This window comes from Arthrobacter sp. UYCu723, from assembly GCF_054059215.1.
The window spans coordinates 1,943,416-1,963,085 of the sequence record NZ_JBSSBW010000001.1 but is presented as its reverse complement, the minus strand read 5'-3'; the positions used below and the strand labels follow the sequence as shown (position 1 = coordinate 1,963,085).

Genomic DNA, 19,670 nt, shown 5'->3' with positions numbered 1-19,670 from the left:
CACCCGGTTAGAGGAGATGCCCGATGAGCTCCGCCGTCGAAAATCCAGCCACTGAAAATCCCTCAACCGACGGTCCCGCGGCGGACGGCCCGGTCCCGCCGGGCGCCATCGGCCCGGAGGCCACGGAGGCCGATGCGCGGGCCATCACCGAGGCAGCCCGCGAGACGAGCTGGGACAGGCCCAGTTTCGCCAAGGGGCTGTATCTCGGCAGCTTCGACCTGAGCCTGATCCACCCGTGGCCGGAAGCCCCCGCGGACGACGTCGAACGCGGCGAAGCGTTCATGGCCCGCCTGACCGCCTACTGCCGGACGATGTCCGGGCGCACCATCGAGCGCCACGCGCTGATCCCGGACGAGTACCTCAGGGGCCTCGCGGAGCTGGGCGTTTTCGGGATGAAGATCCCCCGCGACTACGGCGGTCTGGGCCTCTCCCTCGTCTACTACGGCCGGGCGCTGGCCCTGCTGGGCTCGGTCCATCCCAGCCTGGGCGCCCTGCTCTCAGCCCACCAGTCCATCGGCGTCCCCGAACCGGTCAAGGTATTCGGCACCCCGGAACAGAAGCAGGAGTACCTGCCCCGCTGTGCCGCCGGCGCCATCACCGCGTTCCTCCTCACCGAGCCCGACGTCGGCAGCGACCCGGCCCGGATGGGCAGCACCGCCGTCCCCTCGGATGACGGGGAGTCGTATGTCCTGGACGGCGTGAAGCTCTGGACCACCAACGGAGTGATTGCCGAACTCGTCGTCGTCATGGCGCTCGTCCCGGCCCGCACCGATGCTGACGGCACGGTCCACAAGGGCGGGATCAGCGCCTTCGTGGTGGAGATGGACTCGCCCGGCATCACAGTGGAAAACCGCAACGCCTTCATGGGGCTGCGCGGCATCGAAAACGGCGTGACCCGCTTCCACCAGGTCAGAGTGCCGGCGGCCAACCGGCTGGGGCAGGAGGGCCAGGGCCTGAAGATCGCGCTCACCACCTTGAATACCGGCAGGCTCGCTCTTCCTGCGCTCTGCGTAGCCTCCGGGCGGTGGAGCCTGAAGATAGCCCGCGAATGGTCCAATGCCCGCACCCAGTGGGGCCGGCCGGTAGGCAAGCATGAGGCCGTGGGCAAGAAAATCGCCTTCATCGCCGCCAGCGCCTTCGCCCTGGACGCCGTGTTCGAGCTGACTGCCGAGCTGGCCGACGCCGGACAGAAGGACGTCCGGATCGAGGCGGCCCTCGCCAAGCTGTGGTCCACGGAGATCAGCTGCCGGATCGCCGACGAGCTGGTCCAGATCCGCGGCGGCCGCGGTTTCGAGACGGCGGACTCACTTGAGGCCCGCGGCGAGCGCGCCGTGCCGGCCGAACAGCAGCTGCGTGACCTCCGGATCAACCGGATCTTTGAGGGGTCCTCGGAAATCATGAAACTGCTGATCGCACGGGAGGCCGTGGACGCGCATCTGGCGGCGGCGGGGGACCTCGCCTCGGAGGATGCCAGCCTGTCGGACAAGGCGAAGGCCGCAGTCGGGGCTTCCGGTTTCTACGCCAAGTGGCTGCCCAAGCTCGTCGCCGGCGCCGGGATGGACCCGCGTTCCTACAGCGACTTCGGCCGGCTTGCGAAGCAGCTGCGCTTCGTTGAGCGGTCCTCCCGTCGGCTGGCCCGCCAGACCTTCTACGGGATGGGCCGCTGGCAGGCCAAGCTTGAGCACAAGCAGGCGTTCCTGGGCCGGATCGTGGATATCGGGGCCGAGCTGTTCGCGATGGCTGCCTGCTGCGCGCGCGCGGAGATGCTGCTGCGTACCGCGCCGGAGCGGGGCGCGTCAGCTTTCGAGCTCGCCGAGGCGTACTGCGAGCAGGCCCGTGTCCGGGTGGACGAATACTTCGACCAGCTGTGGAGGAACACGGACGACGGCGACCACGTGCTTTCCCGCAAGGTGCTGGACGGCGACTACGTGTGGCTTGAGGCCGGCGTGCTGGACCAGTCCGAGGGCACCGGACCGTGGATTGCCGACGCCAGCCCGCGGGCCTCGGTGAAGGAGAACCTGCACCGGAACTACCGCTGAACCGGGCTTCGGACGCCCCGCTGCCACCACAGTTGAATAGTAAGCACCCTTGCTAACCGGCTATTCAGCGTGGTTAGGTGGACATGAGACCTCCACCCCGGTCTCCGCCTTGCGGCGCCGGTTCAAACCATGAATCCGGGTCAGTCAGTGAAAGCGAGCAATCCTCATGAGCAGCACAGTAGGCCCCGAAAATCGATCTCCCCGTCGCAGCGAGGACGGGACGCCCTCCCAAGACGCCCGGATTCACGACGCACGCGAGGCCGCCCGGCACGACGCAGTACGCAAGGACGCCGTCAGCAGCGAGCCCATCCGGGATGAGCCCACCCGCAACGGCCGGACTGACGACACCCGGGCCTTCCCCACAGCCCCGGCGTCCGGCGCGGCAACATCCCGGATGGACACTCCCGTCCACGGCGAGAAGCCCATGCCCTCTGGCCAGACCCACGACACCCGAACAGACGCGATCCGCGACGAGGTACCCACCCGCGAGACCGTGGTGGCCCGTGAGAGGGAGCAGTTTGGCGGCATCCAAATCGGCTCGGCGTTCTTCGGCTGGCTTGCCGCTACCGGTACCGCCGTGCTGCTGACAGCACTGGTCGCCGCGGCAGGAACCGCCGTCGGACTCGCCACGAACACCAGTGTCAACGAAGCGGTCAGCGGCGGCAACGAGACCGTGGGACTCATCGGTGTCATTGTGCTGCTCGTGATCCTGTTCGTGGCCTACTACTGCGGCGGGTACGTGGCCGGGCGGATGGCGCGCTTCAATGGCGCTAAGCAGGGCTTCATGGTGTGGGTCTGGGCCATCATCGCCGCAGTCGTGGTGGCAATCCTGGGCCTCGTAGCCGGCCAGAAATACAATATCCTGGCCAATCTGAACAGCTTCCCGCGGATCCCGGTCAACGAAGGCCAGCTCAGCACCATGAGCATCATCGCCGCCGTGGTGATTGCTGCGGTTGCCCTGCTCGGCGCCGTGCTGGGCGGCCTTGCCGGAATGCGCTTCCACCGCAAGGTGGACCGCGCCGGCTTCACGCCGGTGGAAACTGTCGAGGACCGCTAGGCCGGCGGCATCGCGAAGCGTCCGGATCCTGCCGGACGCCGTCGCGTCAGGCTGCCCAGAGGGCGTCCAGGTAGTACCAGCGGCGATCCACCCGCAGGAAACGGCTCGTTTCGTGATGGACGCCGCGTTCGCCGTCGTGCCGGAAGTGGGCCTTGAACTCGACGGTCCCCTCGCTGTCCAGCGGGCCTCCCCGGCTGGTGGAGACGATGTCCAGGCGGCGCCACCGCATCTCCGGATCCAGTTCCAGCCCGGCCGGCCGGGTATCGGGATGCCAGGTCCGCAGTAGGTACGCGGCGTCCAGAACCACAAAGGCGCTGTAGCGGGAGCGCATGAGCTGTTCCGCCGTCGGCGCCTCAGCCTCCCCGCGGTGGAAACGGCCGCAGCAATCGCTGTACTGCTCCCCCGAAAGGCACGGGCAGTTCCCTTCAAAGGTGCTGCGGCGCCGGTGGGCGTCCGGCCCGGGAGTGGTGGAAGCAGGGCGCGTCACGGGGTGTCCTTCCGGCAGGCCGGACGACGCCGGCGGGGGCTTGTTCCGACTATAGACGCAGGTCTCCGGGGCCGGTCCGTGCCCCGGACGGTAACAGCTTTGAAACGTCTTGGCGGACAACGGTGATCCCTGCGTGTCCGGGGAAAAAAGTCCGTATGGTTAGGAGGTGCTGTTGCCCGCCACGAACTTTACGGCGGGGACGACGCTGCAGGCCAGATTGGAGAGGTGAAGTGGAAGATCCGACAACCATCGCCATAAACCTGACCTTCCTCGGGACCCTCGGCGTGGCGTTCGTCATGTTCCTCGGCCTCTTCGTCGTATTCGTCGCCACGCTGGTGTTTGCCGGCGTCGGGCGGCTGACGGTCTTCATCGTCATGGCCATCGCAGGCGTCCTGGCCAGGCCCGCCGGAGCGCGCACCAAGGCCACCCAGCCCGGACTGCCCGCTAACCCGGCCAGCCTCGCGAACCCGGCACGTCCCGCGAGCGCCAGGCAGCCCACGTCTTTCGCGAAGTCTTCCAAACTTCCCAAGCCGGCCCGGTCCGCCCGGAAGGAAGCCCCGCAGTTGTCGCCGGAGTGGGCCGCCGCCGTCGCGCGGGCGGATGCACGCGCCGCCGCGAGGTCCAAGGCCGCAGTAGCCCCGGCCGTCAAGGTCTCCGTCCGCGACCTTCCCAGTCCCACGGCTCCGGCGCGGGACATCACGAAAGTAGCTCCGCTCGTGGAATCGGCCACGGACCGGAATGGCGAGCTCAACTCCGTCGCGCGGGCCTTCAAGAAGCCGCCGATGCCCGTCGCGAAGTCCCTGCTGGACACCGGCTCGCTCGTTTCCTTGCGCGGGCGGCCACCGCTAGGAACAGACAAGCGCGCCCCGCAGGCCCAGGAGCGCAAAGCCGGCTGAGCCCTTACCCCGGGCTGGCAAGTCCGATACGGTGAAACCCATGGAATTCAGATACCTCGGGGCCAGCGGCTTCAAGATTTCGGAAATCACCTTCGGCAACTGGCTCACGCACGGCTCCCAGGTGGAGAACGACGTCGCCACCCAGTGCGTCCGGGCAGCGCTCGACGCCGGTATCAGCACCTTTGACACAGCGGACGTTTACGCGAACACGGCTGCGGAGACCGTGCTGGGCAAGGCCCTCAAGGACGAGCGGCGGCAGTCGCTGGAAATCTTCACCAAGGTATTCGGCCCCACCGGCCCCAAAGGCCACAACGATCTTGGCCTGTCCCGCAAGCACATCATGGAGTCCATCGACGGCTCGCTGACCAGGCTCCAGACGGACTACGTGGACCTGTACCAGGCCCACCGCTACGACTACGAGACCCCGCTCGAAGAGACCATGCAGGCCTTCGCGGACATCGTGCGGCAGGGCAAGGCGCTCTACATCGGCGTCAGCGAGTGGACGGCCAGCCAGATCCGGGACGGCCACGCCCTGGCCAAGGACCTCGGATTCCAACTGATTTCCAACCAGCCGCAGTATTCGATGCTCTGGCGGGTCATTGAGGCCGATGTGATCCCCGCCTCCGAGGAACTGGGCGTCTCCCAGATCGTCTGGTCTCCGATGGCGCAGGGCGTGCTGAGCGGGAAGTACCACCCGGGCAAGCCGGCGCCGGAGGGTAGCCGCGCCACGGATGCCAAGGGCGGCTCCAAGATGATCGAGCGCTGGATGTCCGACGAGGTCCTCAGCGGCGTGCAGCAGCTCAAGCCGATTGCCGAGCAGGCCGGGCTCACCATGGCCCAGCTGAGCATCGCCTGGGTGCTGCAGAACAAGAACGTGGCGTCCGCGATCATGGGCGCCTCCCGGCCGGAGCAGATCGAGAAGAACGTGGCGGCCGCCGGTGTGAAGCTGGATCCGGTCATCATGGATAAGATCGACGCCGCCATCGGCTCATTGGCGGAGCGCGACCCCGCGCAGACCAAGTCGCCCGCCTCGCGGGAGGCCTAGGCCATGGCATCTGCTCCTGAACTCGCCGTCACCGGTTCCACCGGGTACCTGGGCGGGCTGGTGGCCCACGAGCTGGCCGACGCCGGCAGCCCGCAGCGGCTGCTGGTGCGCGACGCCGGCCGGGCACCGGAGCTGGAGGGCGCCGTTCCGGTGGTCTTCACCTACGCGGATTCGATGCTCGCAAAGGCGGCCCTCGAAGGGGTGAAGACGCTCTTCATGGTCTCCGCAGCCGAAGCCGAGGACCGGCTGCAGCAGCACCACACGTTTGTAGACGCGGCGGCCGCCGCCGGCGTGCAGCATATCGTCTACACCTCGTTCTTCGGGGCGGCGCCCGACTCAATCTTCACCCTGGGCCGGGACCACTACGCCACGGAGGAGCGGATCAAGGCCTCCGGAATGGACTACACCTTCCTGCGGGACAATTTCTATCTCGACTTCCTGCCGCTGCTGGCCGGGGAAGACGGCGTCATCCGCGGACCCGCCGGGGACGGCGTGATGGCCGCCGTCGCGCGTGCCGACATCGCCCGTTCCGCCGTTACCGTGCTCCGGGACCCGGCCCTGCATGTGGGCAGGACCTACGACCTCACCGGGCCTGAGGACATCTCGCTGGCTACGGCCGCTGAAGTCCTGACCGCAGGAACCGGCCGCACCATCACCTTCCAGAACGAAACGCTCGTGGAGGCCTACGCCTCACGGGCGCCCTACGGCGCGCCGCCGTGGCAGGTGGACGCCTGGGTGAGCACCTACACCGCGATCGCCGCGGGTGAGCTCGCCGGCCCGACGTCGGCGGTGCACGAACTCACCGGCCGCGAACCGCTGGGCCTGGCCCAGTTCCTGGCCGAGTCACACACGCTCTAGGCACGCCACGGCGGCGGCCCGCGGCGGCCCGCCCCGCGGCGCGCCGGCTGGCCCAGTATTGACGGCATCCGGGCTCCGGCGTAGACCTTAAGGCAGATGACACCGGCCAAAACCGGGCTGGTCCGGAGCAGAATCGCAGCACGCCATGCCGAAGCAGATGTCCAGACACTCCTCCATCCTGAAGACCCCTCGCCGCCAGGCCCAGAAGCTCACGCCGCATCCCGGCGAACCGAGCCACGGGCCGCTGACGGCTGAGGAGCTCCAACTCGCCGTGCGGAACCATTCGATGCCACTCGAGGCGCTGCGGAATGACACCACACCGGCCGGGCTGCACTACCTGCTGAACCACTTCGACATCCCGTTCATCGACGCGGACCACTGGCACCTGCGGATCGGCGGCGCCGTACAGCGGGCGTTCGAACTGAGCCTCAGGGCGCTCCGCCGGGCACCGAGCATCACTGTCCCGGTGACCCTGGAATGCGCCGGCAACGGGCGCTCCCTGCTGCGGCCCCGTCCGCTCAGCCAGCCCTGGGTGCTGGAGGCGGTCGGCACCGCCACCTGGACCGGCGTCCCGCTGGCCTACCTGCTGACCCAGGCGGGCGTGGAGGACGACGCCGTGGAGGTCGTGTTCACCGGCGCGGACACCGGATTCCAGGGCGGCGTCCGCCAGCAGTTCGCCCGCAGCCTGCCGATCGCCGAGGCCCTCCGGCCCGACGTCGTACTGGCCTACGGGATGAACGGCACCGCGCTGCCGCCGCAGCACGGGTACCCGCTCCGGCTGGTGGTCCCGGGCTGGTACGGCATGGCGAGCGTCAAGTGGCTGACCTCGATCAAGGTGGTGACCAAGCCTTTCGACGGGTTCCAGCAGCAGGTCGCGTACCGTTACCAGCAGGACGCGGACGACGCCGGTACCCCGGTCACGTGGATCAAGGTCCGCTCGCTGATGGTCCCGCCGGGGGTACCGGACTTCTTCACGCGGAGCCGGATCCTGCCCGCCGGACCGGTAATGCTGACCGGCCGGGCCTGGTCCGGGCAGGGCGCCGTGCAGCGCGTCGAGGTGGGGATCGACGGCAAGTGGGCACCGGCCCAGCTGGAGCACCCCGCCGCTCCCTTCGCTTGGTGCGCCTGGTCGATGCCGTGGGTGGCTGACGCGGGCGAACACGAGCTGTCCTGCCGCGCCACGGATGCCAGCGGTGCGACGCAGCCGCTGGAGCAGGTGTGGGACTACCAGGGGATGGGCAACAACGCGGTGCAGCGGATCCAGGTGAGCGTCGAGTAGCTGTTCCCTGCTGAACCTCTTCCTTTCCATGCTCGCCGGGCTGCAGGGTGCCATCCTGCTCATCGCCGCCAAGCGCCAGGATGCGATTGCCGCCGCGATGGCGCAGCACGACTACGACACGGACCTGCAGTCCAAGGCCGGGAGGCCCCGGGCGGTGACAAGCCGCGCTAGTAGTCCACGATCGCGCCGGCGGAGATATTGACCGTGGCGTCGGTGATGGCCCCGGCTTTGTCCGAGGCGACGAAGCACGCCACGCTCCCGACGTCGGCCAGGGTGGCGGTGCGGTTCAGGTGGGCGGCCTTGGCGATCTCCGCCACGATCTCCTCACGCCCCTCGGCCTGCCAGGGAATCGTCTCGATAATGCCGCCGGAGACCATCGTGACCACCCGGATGCCGTGCCTTCCCAGCTCAAGGGCCCATTGCCGGCGCAGGCCCTCCATCGCGTCCAGGGCCACCTTGAAGCCCCCCAGTCCGGGCAGGGTCTGCGGCCCGGAGCCGCCGAACATCAGCACGACGCCGGAGCCCTGCTTGATCATGTGCGCGGCCGCGGCACGGGTGGTGAGGAAATGCGTGCGCGTGGCCAGGGTCACCGGCTGGGTGAAGTCGTCCACGTCAATCTCCATCAGCGGCTCCTGGATGTCGCCAAAAGAGATGACGTTGAAGGAGATATCGATCCGCCTGCTCTTCTTGGCCACCCGGGCGACAAACGCGTCGACCTGCTCTTCGTTGAGGGCGTCGACGACGGCGGTCTCCGCCTTGCCACCGTCCTGGTGGATGTCCCGGGCGACTTTTTCCAGCGGCGGTTCGGTGCGCCCGGCGAGGTGAACAAAGGCGCCCTCTGCCGCGAAGGCCCGGGCCACGGCCCCTCCGATGGCGCCGCCCGCACCATAGATCAGGGCGGTCTTGCCCAGCAGCAAACCGTTTCCCGGCACCTGGACGTTCTGCATGGTCGCCTGCCTCCTGCTGCGGAGTGGTAAATTCCCTCAACTATGTTCTCGCCGGGGCGCGGTGGCAAGGGGCAGGAGACGCTAGGGCCGGGGCGGGGTTCCGGGCCCGGGTTCAGGCCCAGGTTCGGGTTCAGGCGAGCCGTCCGGTTCCACGTGACCGCCCGTTCCCTCATGGTCCTCCGGGCCGGCGGACGCCGCTGGCCCGGCGGGAGGCCCGGCGTAGGGAAGCGCCTGGGCATCCGCCGGATCCACTGGACCCATGTCCAGCTGGAACGGCGGGTATTCGTCCCGCATCAGGGCCGCGTAGGTGACCACACGGTAGATCCAGCGGTTCAGTCCCAGCAGTAGGTCAAACAGGCCGCGCGAGTATTGCCCCGTGAAGAGCAGGATGACGCCGGCGATGAACACCAGCAGCCCAAGGAGCGAAATACCAACACCCTGCTGCACCGAGTCGCCGTCGCGCACCACCCACGTCCGTGCCGTTCCCGTCAGCACGCCGATGATGAGCAGATGCGGAATGGCCAGCAGCCAGGACTTCACCAGCACCAGGCCCCGGGACAGCCCCTCGGGATAGTCGACGTCGAAGTCCGCCGGGTAGTCCGTGCGGGCGAGGGTGAACGGCGGGTAGCGGTCCGTGCCCAGCGCGCCGTAGGCGTAGTAGGACACCCGCCAGTTCCAGCGGATGACGCCGACGCTGAAGTTGAACAGCGAGCGCGGATAGCGGCCGGTGAAGAGGATGGCGAACCACGCCGCGATGGTGACCACGATGAAGGCGAACCAGAGGAAGAACAGGAGGATGAAATGCGGGATGGCCAGGAACCATTTCACCAGCCACAGCCAGCGGGACAGATTGGGGTCCAGGTAGGCGTTGAGTCGTGCCGGATACACCACCGGGCCGGCGCCGGCCGGGGCACCCGCCGGATAGGGCTGGGCTGGATAGGGTTGCCCCGCGGGTGGCGGCATCCCGGAACCCTGCGCCCGATATCCCTGGGTCCGGTACGCCTGCTGTTGCCCATGGCCCTGCGCCCCGTAGGGCTGCCGGGGATGGCCCGGGCCGGACGGCGGCGGTCCGGCGCGTCCCAGTCCCGCTGCGCCGGCCACGATCAGCGGCACGCCGACGGCGAGGAGCACAATCCCGCCGATCAGCAGACCGAGGAAGATCGGCCAGAGCAGGTCGGAGCGGGCGCCGGCGCGAAGGTCAACGGCCACCGGTGTGCTGGCGTCTGCATTCATGATGACGACGGCCCAGTTCCCGGACCGCAGGTTCCATTGGAGCTCTTGGGCCCCCAGCCCGGTGGCCGATGCTGTCCAGAAACTTTGATCGGCCGGCCGCGGCGGGGTCTTGGCGCCGGGAACGTCGCGGTACTGCGCGCGGAAGGGGGAGAATCTGACCTCGATGAACTCGGTGTGCTTTACGTCGGCCAGATAGGCCGCCACATCGGCCTGCGGGGCGATCCCGATGAAGATCGCCTTAGCCGCATCGGCCGCGGAGCCCCGGATCATGATGCTGCCCGGCACGTTTACAGGACCCGCCTCGGGGAAGCGGCCGTCCGTCATGACGTCGAGGCGTGGAGAAGTGAGGGCGTACGAATCGGCAGCGTAACGTTCCGAGGGCGTACTGAAGAACCCGTTGTCGCGCTGCTGGTAGTTGGCCCACCCCGCGGCGCCGGCACCGGCCAGCAGCCCCAGGCCCAGGAGTGCGCTGAGCGTGCCCAGCACGAGCATGACAATCCGGCCTGGTCGCATGACCGCCGTCCTTTCACAAGTTCCTTTTCAGGACTCCCGGTTCAGCCTGGACGCTGTCTCACCCACCCGCAGACGTCAGGAGGGCCCGCGCCCAGGCCGTGGCCTTCCCAATCTCGCCGCTGCGCAGGGGTCCCTCGGTGCCCTTGACATAGAAAGGCATGGGTTCGGAAACGATCTCGGCGCCGCCCGAGCGGAGGGCATGGGTCATCTTCTTCGCGGCATCCCCGTGGATGAACATCCGCACGCGGGTGTCGAACGCGGCCGCTTTGACCCCCTTGAGCGGGCCGTTCCCGAGGGCCGAGAGCAGCTCGGTGATTTTCGGCGTCGGACGCCAACCGTTAATGGGACTGCCGACCACCAGGAGGTCCCCCGCGGCGAGCACGCCGGGATTGAAATCCCCCACCGGGACTGCCGTGGCCTGCAGCCCGTCGAGTGCGTCCGTGATCGCCTCGGCTACCGACTTCGTGTTCCCGTAGGCGGAATCGTAGACAACATGGGCTTTCATGCGATCTCGTTGGTTCTGATGATGCTTGGGGGGTCCACGATCCGCAGGCGGCAGGGCGTCACTGAGGCATCGATTCCGGAGGACAGCAGGGACAGCCGTGCGCGTTCACGGAGTTCCTCGATGGCGTCGGCTGTCACCCGTGCGTGGGCAAGATCGATCACGATTTCGTGGTCGGGCAATTTGGTGCTGACCCGGCGGCAGACGACATACAGGGCCCGGATGTTGGCGGCCGACACGACACCATGGACCTCGATCCGGGACGTCTCCAAGTTGTCGTCGATCCGGACTGTCACTTTCAGCCGGGGAGTCCTGGCGTGGGCGTCCATTAGCCCGCCAGTGCGCAGATGAGAGCGGTCTTGGATCTCGAGTGGTTTTCTTTGTACATTCATGGCCGTGGTCTCCTGCTATTTCCTGCCGACGCGGGAAAGTGCGAAGCGCCATTTCCTTCCCCAAGGTTCCAGCGAGACCGGTACTGCGTTACAAAAGGCGGTTCATCCCCAATGGCCGTGCAGGAACCGCCCCAAATCCAGCATGCGGTGTGCTTGCGACCCGGGTAAGGGGCGAAAGTCCCTTGTCCGGCGGCGTGCGGTCGGGGCGCTGCGGCGAGTCCGGATTGGTGCTGGGCGTTCCGGCGCCTAGCCTGTTTCCTATGCCTGAGACGCCTGCCGATGCCGTGACCGACCTCGTTCTTGCCGCCGTGCGGTTCCCCGGCGAATCGGCGCTGCGCGATGTCCACGTGCTGGAAGGTTTGGTTTCGAGGATCGCTCCGGCCGGGGAGCTGCCCCGTGTCCCCGGATCCCGCGTGCTGGACCTGGACGGACGGTACGTCATCCCGGGGCTCTGGGATGAGCATGTCCACATGACCCAGTGGGCCCTCGCCACCAACCGGATTGACCTGTCCGGCGCCGCCTCGGCCCGCGAGGCGGCCGACGTCGTCCGGTCGTATGTCGCGGACCACGGCCCTACAGAAGGCAACAGCGACGCCGGCGGCGGCCTGGCCGTGGTGGGCGTCGGCTTCCGGGACGCCGTCTGGGGCGATGTTCCCAGCCTGGACCTGCTCGACGGCGTCACCCGCGGCCGGCCGACCGCCCTGCTCAGCCACGATCTGCACTGCGTCTGGCTCAACAGCGCGGCGGCTAAACGCTTTAACGTGCCGGTGGACGAGTCCGGGCTGCTCCGCGAGGGGCCGGCCTTTGAACTGACCCGCGAGCTGGGCCGACTGCCCGACACAGTGGTGGATGCCTGGGTCCGGGAATCCGCGCAGGCAGCGGCCGCGCGCGGCATCGTGGGGATCGTCGATTTCGAGATGACGTGGAACCCGGATGTGTGGCTGCGGCGGGTGGCGGGCGGCTTCGGCTCCTTCCGGGTGGACGCCGGCATCTACCCGCAGGACCTGGACCGCGCCGTTGCAGAAGGCCTACGCACCGGGCAGGTGCTCGACGGCGGGGCGGGACTGCTGCGGGTGGGCCCGCTCAAGGTGCTGATCGACGGCTCGCTGAACACCCGTACGGCGTACTGCGTGGACCCGTATCCGCACGGCGGCCGCGGCCTGCTCACGGTGAGTGAGGCGGAGCTGCTGGACTTGCTGGTCCGCGCCCGGGAGTCCGGCTTTGTTCCGGCGGTCCACGCGATCGGCGCCAACGAGGTGGCCCTGAACGCGTTCGCTGCCGCCGGGGTCCGCGGAAGGATTGAGCATGCCCAGTTTGTCCGCAGCCAGGACTTCGTCCGCTTCGGCGAGCTGGGCCTGACCGCGAGCGTCCAGCCCGCCCACGCCCTGGATGACCGTGACGCCGCCGATTCGAACTGGGCAGGCCGCACCGACAGGGTCTTCCCGCTGCGGTCCCTGCTGGCTGCCGGCGCCACGCTGGCGCTCGGTTCCGATGCCCCGGTGGCGCCGCTGGAGCCCTGGCTTGCCATGTCCGCGGCCACCACGCGGGCGCGCCAGGACGGGCGCGGGCCCTGGCATCCCGAGCAGGCCCTCACCCGGCCGGAAGCCCTGACCGCCTCAACCCGCGGGCGGGGAAGAATCATGCTTGGTGACCCGGCTGATCTCGCGGTGCTCGACGGCGACCCGCTGGAGGTGTCCGATGCGGTGTTCGCGGCGATGCCGGTGGCCGCGACGCTCGTGGCGGGGCGGTTCACGCACGGCAGCGGTATCTAGCTCTAGCGGCCCTTTGGCGGTTAGTTCCCCTTGACGCGGGCCTGGACCAGGTTCGCGAACGGGGGGCGGCCGAACTCCTCCCGGAAATCGGCGTGGTACCCGGCCTCGGCCGGGTTGAGCTCCGCTGCGGGAAGTTCCTTCCACGCGATGATCAGCGATCCTGCACTGGCGAGCTGCCAGATCAGCCGGCCGTCCCAGTGCCCCGGCGGCTTGCCCTTGCCGAAGTCGACGAACTCCTGGATCTGCCGGCGGAGCCCGCGGTTGCCCTTACTGCCGGGGCCGGCCTTCCCGACGTAGAGGACGTCGGCGTTGTCGACCCATTCGGCAGCGAGCGCCGTTACCTGCAGGGACGGGTCCTTCTTCTTGAAGGTCCCCGCCGTGCTCTTGGCCAGGAACCGCGGCTCATAACCTTCGGGCCGCAGCACCGCGAAGATCCCGGGCTTCTGCGGGATCCGGTTGATTTCGAGGTCCGCCAGCGTCCTGAAGCCGGTGAACCCGTCCCGTTTCAGTGACTGTCTGTTGATCGGCATGGGTTCCTTGGATCGGGGCGCGGGGCGTTTCCTAGAAGCTTACGGATACGCAGGTTCGGTGGCCGCTTTAATGTCGGTGGTCCCGGAGACACTTTAAGTGTGGACGGCGAGCAGGGGCCCAAAGTGGCTTCGAAAGCAGCGGTTGGTGCGGCGGTTACGGAGATGATCCGTAACCTGGCTGACGCACGGCCGGCCGCGGACGGTGCCGGGATGATTGACCAGCTCCGTAAACTCGAGGATTTGAAGTCCGCTGCGGCCGCGCTGCAGGCCCGGATCGCCGTCGCCTTTGATGTGCGGCAGCGCCGTGACCAGGCCCGCGCGGGCGTGCCGGCCGAGCAGCTGGGCGCTGGCATCGCGGCGCAGATCGCCCTCGCCCGCCGGGAATCACCAGCCAGGGGCAGCCGGCTCCTGGGTCTGGCCAAGGCGCTCGTCACCGAGATGCCGCATACCCTCGCCGGGCTGGAGACCGGCCAGCTCAATGAATGGCGGGCCACACTGCTCGTGAAGGAAACCGCCTGCCTGTCCGCGGCCGACCGCTGCGCCGTCGACGAGGAGCTGGCGCCCGACGCCGGGACGTTCAGTGGAGCAGGCGACCGTGCGGTTGTTTTCGCGGCCCGGTCCGCCGCCTACCGACTGGATCCGCGGTCCGTTGCGGACCGCGCCAGCCACGCCGCCGCCGAGCGCCATGTCAGTCTCCGCCCGGCGCCCGACACCATGTGCTATCTGACTGCTCTCCTCCCAGTCGCCGAGGGCGTGTCCGTCTATGCGGCGCTCACCCGGCACGCCGACGCTTTCCGTTCCGACGGAGACCCCCGCTCGCGAGGCCAGCTCATGGCCGATGCGCTGGTTGAACGCATCACGGGGAAGGCACGTGGAATCAGAGGCATCGAGATCCAGCTCGTTATGACCGACCGCACACTGTTCCAGGGAGACAGCGAACCCGCCCGGCTTCCGGGTTACGGCATCGTCCCCGCCGGGTGGGCCCGGGAGATCCTCGTCGCGGATCAGAACCAGGACCAAGACCAGAACCAGCCCATGAACGTTTGGCTCCGGCGGCTCTACACCGCCCCGGGCACCGGAGACCTCGTCGGGATGGAATCCCGGGCACGGCTCTTCCCGCCCGGGCTGCGCCGCTTTGTCCAGGCCCGGGACCACACCTGCCGTACGCCGTATTGCGACGCCCCGATCAGGCATCTGGACCACATCCTCCCCTGGCGCAGCGGCGGCACGACCACCCACCTCAACGGCGCCGGGCTCTGTGAAGCCTGCAACCACACTAAGGAAGCGCCCGGCTGGAGCGCGCACCCCCGGCCGGGGCCACGGCACACGCTCCAACTAACGACGCCGACCGGGCACAGCTACCAGTCCACAGCCCCGCCGTTACCGGGACCTCCGTCTCCCGAAACAGCAGCGTTCCAGCACCGGCGCGAACTCCGGCACCTCGCCAAGGTGCTCAAGCACGCCAGACCTCGAGCAGCGGCAAGGGCAGCGGCCGCGGCCTGAGACCCTGCTGAATTCGCCGGCCGGCCGGCTACCGCCCGAACCACGACTCGGCCAGTGACGCGTCAGCCTCCAGGGTGTAGTCACCGGCCGAGTGCCCGAGCGCCAGGCGGTAGCTGCCACCGGTGTTATGCCACTGCCCGCGGCCGGTGTCGTAGGATGCCGGCGGCCGCGGATCGACGTTAAGCGAGACGGTCCGTGATTCGCCGGGTTCGAGGTCCACGCGCTCGAAGCCGAGCAGCCGCATCCGGGTCCCCGCAGGATCCTCGAGGAGGTAGAGCTGGGGCACATCGGCCCCGCGTCGCGGCCCCGCATTGGTGACGGTGAACTCGGCACGCACCCCGCCCCGGTCCTGCACTGTCAGGTCCGCATAGTCGAACCGGGTGTAGCTGAGCCCGTGGCGGAAGGGGAACAGGGGTTCCTGCCCGGTCTTCGCGAACCAGCGGTAGCCGACGTCGGATCCCTCGCTCATCGGGACGTCGTCCGGGATGAGCGGAACCCGCAGCTGCCACAGGCGTACAATAAGTTGTACGCAAGGAGGACTCCATGAAAACACTCACGTACTCCCAGTCACGCGCGCATTACAAGGAGACCCTCGACGCGGTCACCGACGACCGCGAGGAGGTCGTTATTACCCGCCCGGGAAAAGAGGACGTCGTCATGGTGTCCCGGTCCGACTACGAATCGCTGCGGGAGACGGCCTACCTGCTCCGCAACCCGGCCAACGCCCGACGCATCTTGGGCTCGATAGAAGAGCTGGAATCCGGCCGTGGTGTGGTGCGGGATCTAGCTGAATGAGGCTTGTCTGGTCCGAGACGTCGTGGGAAGACTACCTTTGGTGGCAATCCCAGGACCGCAAAATCCTTAAACGGATCAACGCACTCATCAAAGACATTGCGCGCAACGGCAATGAAGGAATCGGAAAACCTGAGCCGCTCAAACACGGATTCCACGGCTACTGGTCCCGCCGCATCACCGACGAGCACCGGCTGGTCTACAAGTTCGCCGAGACGCCCGGCGGCGTCGAAATCTTGATTGCGGCCTGCCGCTACCACTACGGAAACTGAGTCGCCGACTCGTGGCTAGGGTGGACTCGTAGCCGGGTGCGCCTTAAACGAAAGGCCTGCAGGTGCCTTCGCGATCTCGCTATGGAGATGGCTCGGACACTTACATGTCCTGAACGACCCAACTAAATCAGATGGCTACCTGCAGGCGCTTTAAGCGTACGCCCGGCGATCGGCCATGACCAGTGGTTGTCTGCCTCTTGGGCCGGCGTCGCGGATCGGCGCCGTCAGCGCCCATCCTGCGACCCAAACCGCCCCTCAAAAAACGCCCTCGCGCCCAAAAGCGTAGAGTGGAACAAGACGCCTGATTCTGGACGCCGAGCGCTGAGGGAGAAATCGTGACGATTGACTGGGACGAAAAAAAGGCCCTGCTGCAGGAACCGAACATCGCCGCCGTAACGCAGCTTTGCGACGAACTGATGGAAAAGAAGCCGGGGTCGGTCGTCCCCTACATCGATCCCGTCCATGACGAGGACGAGTGCCGGATCGTCAGCCTCCACATCGCCCCGGGCAAGGGCACCGAGTCGGGCTTCGTCTCCCACTTCAACGACGACGAGGCTGCCCGCCGCGCCACCTCCATCTACGACGCCGTCGAGCTCGACCCCCGCTACGTGATGCCGTGGAACGCCTACCCCTGGGTCCGCGACCCCGAGCTCCCCTCCGCCCTGAACGTCCAGGAGAAGACGGACGGCCTGCGGCCCTTCCGCCAGTTCCTCAAGATCAACAAGCGCGTCTCGGCCGTCATCGCCCACGGCGCCGACGCCCACGCCTTCCTGACGCTCTTCGAGAAGACCTACCACTCGTCACTGAAGAACCGCGGCGTCAAGATCTACAAGGCCACGGCCCTCGGCGGCCGCGCCTTCGCCGTCTCGGCCGCCAAGCAGGACGAGCTCCTGGCGAAGAACGTCGAGGTCTACAAGGACGCCATGCAGCGGGCAGGCATCCAGCACCTCTAAGGCCGCCGGGCAGACGCCCGACGCCGGCAGTCACCGCCGCCGTCAGCCTCACCCCTCGAGCAGCCTGCGCCGGTGCTTGAGCTCCTTGATCCAGGCCCGGGTGACCATCTCCGGAAACGGCGAGCCGTCGTCGTTGGTTGACGCGAACGCGGTGCCCGCCTCCAGGTCCGCCAGCAGCGGCCCGGACGCCTTCAGTGCGAGCTCCAGCAGCTGCACCGCCGCCCGTTCGATCAGCCCCAGCCCCGTGGCCCAGGCCAGGAAATGCCGGCGCGAGATCCCGGTCCGCTTGCCGTCCAGCGTCAGGGCGAGCGTCTTGTCCCCGTAGACCATCGTGGAGGGGATGTCATACACCGGGGCGATGGACCACTCCCCCGAGGGCTGCTGCACCATGGACACGTTCTTGGCATGCAGGTCCCCGTTCCCGCTCAGCCACGCGAACGCCGCCTGGATGGCCAGGTTCCGCAGTGCCGGAAGCGGCGCCGCACAGTAGTCGGCGAGCCCCCGGGCCACCGTCCCGTACCCCACGTTGTACTTGTCCGCCGGGTACAGCCCCAGCACCTGCGCCCCGTCCTCGACCGCGAGCCGCCGCACCGCATCATGCGCCGCACCCCACCCTTCCACTTCAGAGAGGGGGATCCGGTCGAAGCGCTCCACCAGCAGCCCCGCCCGGCCCGCGACGTCGCGGATCAGCTGCACCCGGCTCAGCGGGATCCGCAGCCTGGCCGCGTAGCGGAACATCACGAACTCGTTCTCCACCACGTGCGGGAACTCGGGCGCGTTGAGCTTAAGAATGAACCGCCGGCCCGCCCGCGCCACCGGCACGGAGATCACCCCGGCGGAGAGCTTGTCCTGCACCCCGGCGAGCGCCACCGGATCGATCAGGCCCGAGTCCCCCAGCAGCGCGTCGAAATCCCCCGGCGTCTTCGGATCAAGCTGCACCGCTTGCTCAGCCGGGTCCAGTTTCTCCCCGTGGCCCACGATCTGCACGTCACCCACCGGGTTCGCGTCGGCCGCGATCAGCAGCGAGAGCTCGTCATCCACACTGGTCTTCACGGACCAGCGCAGCGCGTTCAGCCTCCTGCCCTCCGGCAGCAGCCCGGTGAAATACGGCGGCGCGGCCCCCGCGGCGGAGAGCACCGGTTCTGCGGACAGCGGCAGGGAACTAGCGACGGCGGGGCCGCCCGACGCCAGGTACGCCGGGAGATAGCTGAACCTGGTTCCGCCGCCGTGCCGCTCCAGCCTGGCAGCCAGCACCCCGGCCTTGTAGACGTCCGCGACGCGGTGCCTCATGGCCGGGGCTCCCCGGGCCCTTCGGCAGGTTCGACGGCGGGCGTCTCAATGGCGGGCGTCTTGTAGGGGGGCAGCGTGCCTTCCTTTGGTCCACCTGCCGGAGACCCGCCGGCGAGTGCCCGGGCGGCGGAGCTGGTCCGGGTGGCCAGCTGCAGTTCGAGCCCGAGCGTGCCCAGGAGTGCCAGCAGCGAGTCCAGCTGGACGCTGCGCTTGCCCTGCTCGACGAACCGGACGAACCGTTCGGACACCCCGGCAAGCTCGGCCAGATCGCGCTGGCCTAAACGAAGCGTCGCCCGGCGTGCGCGGACTGCCGCGGCAAGCTGGTTGGAGAACAATTCAGCCAAGGCGCCTCCCTCCGGCGATGCTGCGCCTGCCAGCGACGACATGAGGTACGATCGTGCCGTTTTCACTGAAATTCAAGTCTAGTCCCGCGAACCGCTCCTGTATAAGGCTCATTCCGGTACGAACGTGCCGGAGGTTGCCGTACCAAGTCCCGCGGCCGGCCGTCCTACGTTGACACCGCCCTGTGATCCATGCCATATTTTTAGCGTGAACCTGTCAGACAGCCGGACAGCAGGACAGCCTGCTACCACCTCCCCGCCCCATCAGGGGACCGGCGCGCCCGGCCAGCCGCTGGCCCGCCTGAGCGCTGCCGAAGCAGTCTTTAACGCCCTCCGCGCGGACATCGAATCCGGAAAGGTGGAGGTGGGCGCCAAGCTCAGTTCCGAGACCGCCCTCGCCCAGCGCTACGGTGTGAGCCGCTCGGTAGTCCGCGAGGCATTGCGCTCCTGCAACGCCCTGGGCCTGACCGTCACCATGACGGGCAAGGGAACGTTCGTCGTGGCCCACCAGGTGGCCAAGGACCTCGTCCTGGGCCACTACTCCGCACGGGACCTCACGGAAGCCCGCCCGCACATCGAGGTACCCGCCGCCGGACTCGCCGCGCAGCGCCGCACGCCCGAGGAACTGGAGACCCTCCGGGCCATTGTGGCTGCCATGTCTGCGGAAGACGATCCCGAAGCATGGGTCAGCCTCGACTCCAGCTTCCACGCAGCCATCGCCCGGGCCAGCGGCAACAAGGTCTTCGAAAATGTGGTGGCCGATATCCGCGAAGCTCTGGCCCATCAGTCAGAAACCCTCAACATGGTGGCCGACCGTCAGTTCGCATCGGACCATGAACACCAGCGCATCCTGCAGGCCATCGAAGCCGGCAACGCCGCCGAGGCCCGCGCCGCCATGAGCGAACACCTCCACGCCGTAGGCGTGGCCCTCGATTCCATCCTCACCCAGTAACCGCCAGCACCCAGTCA

21 protein-coding genes and 1 pseudogene are annotated in these 19,670 nt (G+C 68.0%); 13 read left to right on the top strand and 9 right to left on the bottom strand.

Going from position 1 to position 19,670, the window contains the following annotated elements:
- Positions 1-23: 23 nt before the first annotated feature.
- Both ACVWZ8_RS09240 and ACVWZ8_RS09235 read left to right on the top strand, forming a co-directional pair.
- Positions 24-2,039, top strand: a complete 2,016-nt coding sequence (locus tag ACVWZ8_RS09240; RefSeq protein WP_426979611.1) for an acyl-CoA dehydrogenase family protein — start codon at positions 24-26, stop codon at positions 2,037-2,039.
- Between the two features lie 166 nt (positions 2,040-2,205).
- The gene (locus ACVWZ8_RS09235) at positions 2,206-3,096 is read left to right on the top strand and encodes a hypothetical protein (protein ID WP_456504458.1); all 891 of its coding nucleotides are present in this window, start codon (positions 2,206-2,208) and stop codon (positions 3,094-3,096) included.
- A 46-nt stretch (positions 3,097-3,142) separates the two neighbouring features.
- On the opposite strand, the gene ACVWZ8_RS09230 is transcribed toward ACVWZ8_RS09235, so the two are convergent.
- On the bottom strand, positions 3,143-3,583 hold the full coding sequence (locus ACVWZ8_RS09230; protein WP_456504457.1) for a YchJ family protein: 441 nt from the start codon (positions 3,581-3,583) through the stop codon (positions 3,143-3,145).
- A 230-nt stretch (positions 3,584-3,813) separates the two neighbouring features.
- Between ACVWZ8_RS09230 and ACVWZ8_RS09225 the strand changes: the two genes are divergently transcribed.
- The 5 genes and pseudogenes from ACVWZ8_RS09225 to ACVWZ8_RS09205 all read left to right on the top strand — a co-directional run.
- Entirely contained in the window at positions 3,814-4,479 is a 666-nt protein-coding gene (locus ACVWZ8_RS09225) for a hypothetical protein (RefSeq protein ID WP_456504456.1), read from the top strand.
- Positions 4,480-4,519: 40 nt separating this feature from the next.
- Positions 4,520-5,524: an aldo/keto reductase family protein gene (locus tag ACVWZ8_RS09220; RefSeq protein ID WP_456504455.1), complete on the top strand. Its 1,005-nt coding sequence runs from the start codon at positions 4,520-4,522 to the stop codon at positions 5,522-5,524.
- A 3-nt stretch (positions 5,525-5,527) separates the two neighbouring features.
- The gene (locus ACVWZ8_RS09215) at positions 5,528-6,382 is read left to right on the top strand and encodes an SDR family oxidoreductase (RefSeq protein ID WP_426979616.1); all 855 of its coding nucleotides are present in this window, start codon (positions 5,528-5,530) and stop codon (positions 6,380-6,382) included.
- 145 nt (positions 6,383-6,527) lie between these two features.
- The gene (locus tag ACVWZ8_RS09210; protein ID WP_426979617.1) at positions 6,528-7,661 is read left to right on the top strand and encodes a sulfite oxidase; all 1,134 of its coding nucleotides are present in this window, start codon (positions 6,528-6,530) and stop codon (positions 7,659-7,661) included.
- 7 nt (positions 7,662-7,668) lie between these two features.
- Positions 7,669-7,797, top strand: a pseudogene (locus ACVWZ8_RS09205) (DUF1003 domain-containing protein); the annotation flags it as partial.
- Positions 7,798-7,828: 31 nt separating this feature from the next.
- Here ACVWZ8_RS09205 and ACVWZ8_RS09200 read toward each other — a convergent pair.
- The 4 genes from ACVWZ8_RS09200 to ACVWZ8_RS09185 form a co-directional block, all read right to left on the bottom strand.
- Entirely contained in the window at positions 7,829-8,608 is a 780-nt protein-coding gene (locus ACVWZ8_RS09200) for an SDR family NAD(P)-dependent oxidoreductase (protein ID WP_426979618.1), read from the bottom strand.
- Positions 8,609-8,689: 81 nt separating this feature from the next.
- Positions 8,690-10,354, bottom strand: a complete 1,665-nt coding sequence (locus ACVWZ8_RS09195) for a DUF4389 domain-containing protein (RefSeq protein ID WP_456504454.1) — start codon at positions 10,352-10,354, stop codon at positions 8,690-8,692.
- 58 nt (positions 10,355-10,412) lie between these two features.
- Complete coding sequence (locus ACVWZ8_RS09190) at positions 10,413-10,859, bottom strand: flavodoxin family protein (RefSeq protein WP_456504453.1); 447 nt, start codon at positions 10,857-10,859, stop codon at positions 10,413-10,415.
- Entirely contained in the window at positions 10,856-11,185 is a 330-nt protein-coding gene (locus ACVWZ8_RS09185; RefSeq protein WP_456504452.1) for a hypothetical protein, read from the bottom strand. Before ACVWZ8_RS09185 ends, ACVWZ8_RS09190 begins: the two co-directional genes overlap by 4 nt.
- 323 nt (positions 11,186-11,508) lie before the next feature.
- Between ACVWZ8_RS09185 and ACVWZ8_RS09180 the strand changes: the two genes are divergently transcribed.
- Positions 11,509-13,020 carry an amidohydrolase family protein gene (locus ACVWZ8_RS09180; protein ID WP_456504451.1) on the top strand — a complete coding sequence of 504 codons (1,512 nt, stop codon included), beginning with the start codon at positions 11,509-11,511 and terminating at the stop codon, positions 13,018-13,020.
- A gap of 20 nt (positions 13,021-13,040) precedes the next feature.
- Here the strand turns inward: ACVWZ8_RS09180 and ACVWZ8_RS09175 are convergent, their stop codons facing one another.
- Positions 13,041-13,550 carry a hypothetical protein gene (locus tag ACVWZ8_RS09175; protein WP_456504450.1) on the bottom strand — a complete coding sequence of 170 codons (510 nt, stop codon included), beginning with the start codon at positions 13,548-13,550 and terminating at the stop codon, positions 13,041-13,043.
- 162 nt (positions 13,551-13,712) lie between these two features.
- Here ACVWZ8_RS09175 and ACVWZ8_RS09170 point away from each other — a divergent pair, with 162 nt between their 5' ends.
- A complete protein-coding gene (locus ACVWZ8_RS09170) occupies positions 13,713-15,053 on the top strand; it encodes an HNH endonuclease (RefSeq protein WP_456505925.1) in 1,341 nt (446 codons plus the stop codon).
- A gap of 28 nt (positions 15,054-15,081) precedes the next feature.
- Here ACVWZ8_RS09170 and ACVWZ8_RS09165 read toward each other — a convergent pair whose 3' ends face one another.
- Positions 15,082-15,522, bottom strand: coding sequence for a fibronectin type III-like domain-contianing protein (locus ACVWZ8_RS09165; RefSeq protein WP_426979623.1), 441 nt, complete (start codon positions 15,520-15,522; stop codon positions 15,082-15,084).
- Positions 15,523-15,596: 74 nt separating this feature from the next.
- On the opposite strand from ACVWZ8_RS09165, the gene ACVWZ8_RS09160 reads away from it, so the two are divergent.
- The 3 genes from ACVWZ8_RS09160 to ACVWZ8_RS09150 all read left to right on the top strand — a co-directional run bounded on the left by ACVWZ8_RS09160 (position 15,597) and on the right by ACVWZ8_RS09150 (position 17,070).
- On the top strand, positions 15,597-15,848 hold the full coding sequence (locus tag ACVWZ8_RS09160) for a type II toxin-antitoxin system Phd/YefM family antitoxin (protein WP_426979624.1): 252 nt from the start codon (positions 15,597-15,599) through the stop codon (positions 15,846-15,848).
- Positions 15,845-16,117 (top strand): Txe/YoeB family addiction module toxin, encoded by a 273-nt coding sequence (locus ACVWZ8_RS09155; protein WP_426979625.1) that lies wholly within the window; start codon positions 15,845-15,847, stop codon positions 16,115-16,117. Before ACVWZ8_RS09160 ends, ACVWZ8_RS09155 begins: the two co-directional genes overlap by 4 nt.
- Positions 16,118-16,452: 335 nt before the next feature.
- Complete coding sequence (locus ACVWZ8_RS09150) at positions 16,453-17,070, top strand: uracil-DNA glycosylase family protein (RefSeq protein WP_426979626.1); 618 nt, start codon at positions 16,453-16,455, stop codon at positions 17,068-17,070.
- Positions 17,071-17,118: 48 nt separating this feature from the next.
- Here the strand turns inward: ACVWZ8_RS09150 and ACVWZ8_RS09145 are convergent, their stop codons facing one another.
- On the bottom strand, positions 17,119-18,360 hold the full coding sequence (locus ACVWZ8_RS09145; RefSeq protein ID WP_456504449.1) for a type II toxin-antitoxin system HipA family toxin: 1,242 nt from the start codon (positions 18,358-18,360) through the stop codon (positions 17,119-17,121).
- Positions 18,357-18,704 carry a type II toxin-antitoxin system Y4mF family antitoxin gene (locus ACVWZ8_RS09140; protein ID WP_456504448.1) on the bottom strand — a complete coding sequence of 116 codons (348 nt, stop codon included), beginning with the start codon at positions 18,702-18,704 and terminating at the stop codon, positions 18,357-18,359. The genes ACVWZ8_RS09145 and ACVWZ8_RS09140 overlap by 4 nt, the downstream gene beginning before the upstream one ends.
- A gap of 205 nt (positions 18,705-18,909) precedes the next feature.
- Here ACVWZ8_RS09140 and ACVWZ8_RS09135 point away from each other — a divergent pair, with 205 nt between their 5' ends.
- A complete protein-coding gene (locus tag ACVWZ8_RS09135; protein ID WP_426979628.1) occupies positions 18,910-19,653 on the top strand; it encodes a FadR/GntR family transcriptional regulator in 744 nt (247 codons plus the stop codon).
- Positions 19,654-19,670: the final 17 nt, after the last annotated feature.

Bases quoted from the DNA above. Each gene is read 5' to 3' on its own strand.
- ACVWZ8_RS09240 (WP_426979611.1), top strand. From the start codon at position 24: ATGAGCTCCGCCGTCGAAAATCCAGCCACTGAAAATCCCTCAACCGAC.
- ACVWZ8_RS09235 (WP_456504458.1), top strand. From the start codon at position 2,206: ATGAGCAGCACAGTAGGCCCCGAAAATCGATCTCCCCGTCGCAGCGAG.
- ACVWZ8_RS09220 (WP_456504455.1), top strand. From the start codon at position 4,520: ATGGAATTCAGATACCTCGGGGCCAGCGGCTTCAAGATTTCGGAAATC.
- ACVWZ8_RS09215 (WP_426979616.1), top strand. From the start codon at position 5,528: ATGGCATCTGCTCCTGAACTCGCCGTCACCGGTTCCACCGGGTACCTG.
- ACVWZ8_RS09210 (WP_426979617.1), top strand. From the start codon at position 6,528: ATGCCGAAGCAGATGTCCAGACACTCCTCCATCCTGAAGACCCCTCGC.
- ACVWZ8_RS09200 (WP_426979618.1), bottom strand. From the start codon at position 8,608: ATGCAGAACGTCCAGGTGCCGGGAAACGGTTTGCTGCTGGGCAAGACC.
- ACVWZ8_RS09195 (WP_456504454.1), bottom strand. From the start codon at position 10,354: ATGCGACCAGGCCGGATTGTCATGCTCGTGCTGGGCACGCTCAGCGCA.
- ACVWZ8_RS09190 (WP_456504453.1), bottom strand. From the start codon at position 10,859: ATGAAAGCCCATGTTGTCTACGATTCCGCCTACGGGAACACGAAGTCG.
- ACVWZ8_RS09185 (WP_456504452.1), bottom strand. From the start codon at position 11,185: ATGGACGCCCACGCCAGGACTCCCCGGCTGAAAGTGACAGTCCGGATC.
- ACVWZ8_RS09180 (WP_456504451.1), top strand. From the start codon at position 11,509: ATGCCTGAGACGCCTGCCGATGCCGTGACCGACCTCGTTCTTGCCGCC.
- ACVWZ8_RS09175 (WP_456504450.1), bottom strand. From the start codon at position 13,550: ATGCCGATCAACAGACAGTCACTGAAACGGGACGGGTTCACCGGCTTC.
- ACVWZ8_RS09170 (WP_456505925.1), top strand. From the start codon at position 13,713: ATGATCCGTAACCTGGCTGACGCACGGCCGGCCGCGGACGGTGCCGGG.
- ACVWZ8_RS09165 (WP_426979623.1), bottom strand. From the start codon at position 15,522: ATGAGCGAGGGATCCGACGTCGGCTACCGCTGGTTCGCGAAGACCGGG.
- ACVWZ8_RS09160 (WP_426979624.1), top strand. From the start codon at position 15,597: ATGAAAACACTCACGTACTCCCAGTCACGCGCGCATTACAAGGAGACC.
- ACVWZ8_RS09155 (WP_426979625.1), top strand. From the start codon at position 15,845: ATGAGGCTTGTCTGGTCCGAGACGTCGTGGGAAGACTACCTTTGGTGG.
- ACVWZ8_RS09145 (WP_456504449.1), bottom strand. From the start codon at position 18,360: ATGAGGCACCGCGTCGCGGACGTCTACAAGGCCGGGGTGCTGGCTGCC.